The sequence below is a fragment of the Streptococcus oralis genome, from assembly GCF_023109195.1.
Lineage (GTDB): Bacteria > Bacillota > Bacilli > Lactobacillales > Streptococcaceae > Streptococcus > Streptococcus oralis_BV.
The window spans coordinates 1-1,798 of sequence record NZ_JALDUB010000011.1 but is presented as its reverse complement, the minus strand read 5'-3'; the positions used below and the strand labels follow the sequence as shown (position 1 = coordinate 1,798).

Genomic DNA, 1,798 nt, shown 5'->3' with positions numbered 1-1,798 from the left:
GCAGCGATGAAGCAGTATGAAGCAGACCTTGCAGCTATTAAGAAAGCTAAAGAGGATAATGATGCTGATTATCAAGCTAAATTAGCAGCTTATCAAACAGAATTGGCACGTGTTCAAAAGGCTAATTCTGATGCAAAAATAGCCTATGAAAAGGCTGTTGAAGAAAACACAGCTAAAAACAATGCTATCCAAGCTGAAAATGAAGCTATTAAACAACGAAATGAAACAGCCAAGGCAACTTATGAGGCTAAAATAGCACAATACGAAAAAGACTTGGCAGCAGTCAAACAAGCGAATGCAGCTAACGAAACAGACTACCAAACTAAGTTAGCGGCTTATCAGACAGAACTAGCTCGTGTTCAAAAGGCAAATGCTGATGCTAAAGCAGCTTATGAGAAGGCTGTTGAAGAAAACACAGCTAAAAATGCAGCGCTCCAAGCTGAAAACGAAGAAATCAAGCAACGGAATGCCGCGGCTAAAACTGACTATGAAGCAAAATTAGCTAAATATGAAGCTGATCTTGCCAAATATAAGAAAGAGTTGGCTGAGTATCCGGCTAAGTTGCAGGCTTATAAAGATGAGCAGGCTAAAATTAAGGCAGCTATGGCTTTAGCAGAATCAAAGAAGAATGAAGATGGAAACTTGAGTCGCCCAAGTGCTCAAAGTTTGATTTTCAAATCGGAGCCTAATGCTGAACTTTCATTGACTACAACTGGTGAATTTGTTAGCTATACTGGCATGGAAGCAGCTGTGAAGAATACTGCAGAATTTGCCAATAAACTCTTCCAGTTGGATAACTTTAAAGTAACAGACATTCAAAATGCTAACTACCAGACAAACAAACAGGAAAGCTTTGGTACAGTCGGTAAGTATTCTGAGTACAATTCAAATGTAACAAGTGGTAAGGGACCAACTGAATGGTCTTCAGTCCTGCTGAAACGAGGTCAGTCTGCAACAGCAACTTATACGAATCTTCAGGGGACTTACTATCAAGGGAAAAAAGTTTCTAAAATCGTCTATACTTATACTCTTGATCCTAGTTCCAAGTTCCGCAATGATAAGGCTTGGTTGGGAATTTTTAAAGACCCAACGATGGGGGTTTTCGCTTCGGCTTATACTGGTAATACAGAAGATGCTACCTCTCTCTTCGTTAAGACTGAGTTTCAATTCTATGATGAAGATGGTCAAATTATTAATTTTGACAAGGCCTTGATGTCTGTAGCGTCTCTTAACCGCGAAGCAAACTCAATCGAGATGGCTAAAGATTATACTGGGAATTTCATCAAAATTTCGGGTTCTTCAGTTGGTGAAAAGAACGGCCAAATTTATGCGACAGAATCTGAAAACTTCAAAAAAGGAGTTGGTGGTTCCCGCTTCACCATGTATAAGAATAGTCAACCAGATTCTGGTTGGGATAATGCAGATGCACCAAACTCTTGGTATGGTGCGGGAGCAGTGGAAATCTCAGGTCCTTCAAATAGTATGACTATCGGAACAATTTCGTCTTCAGAAGTGTTGGGACAGCCTGCAGCGAATGATCCACGTAGAGCAGAGAAATTATCTCCCAAAAAGCCAAATATTTGGTTTGCGATTAACGGAAATGTTCGAGCAACTAATTTGCCAACCATCACATTAGAAAAACCAACTCCGCCAGTAGAACCAACTGCACCACAAGCTCCTACTTATGAAGTAGAGAAACCACTGGAACCAGCTCCAGTAGTACCAAACTACGAAAATGAGCCAACTCCACCGGTAAAAACTCCAGATCAACCGGAGCCATCAAAACCAGAAGAGCCAA

1 protein-coding gene is annotated in these 1,798 nt (G+C 40.7%); it reads left to right on the top strand.

All coding sequences use genetic code 11. The features are described 5' to 3' along the window. The coding region (locus M1F65_RS09940; protein WP_282184217.1) for a GbpC/Spa domain-containing protein at positions 1–1,798 on the top strand (1,798 nt) is incomplete at both ends.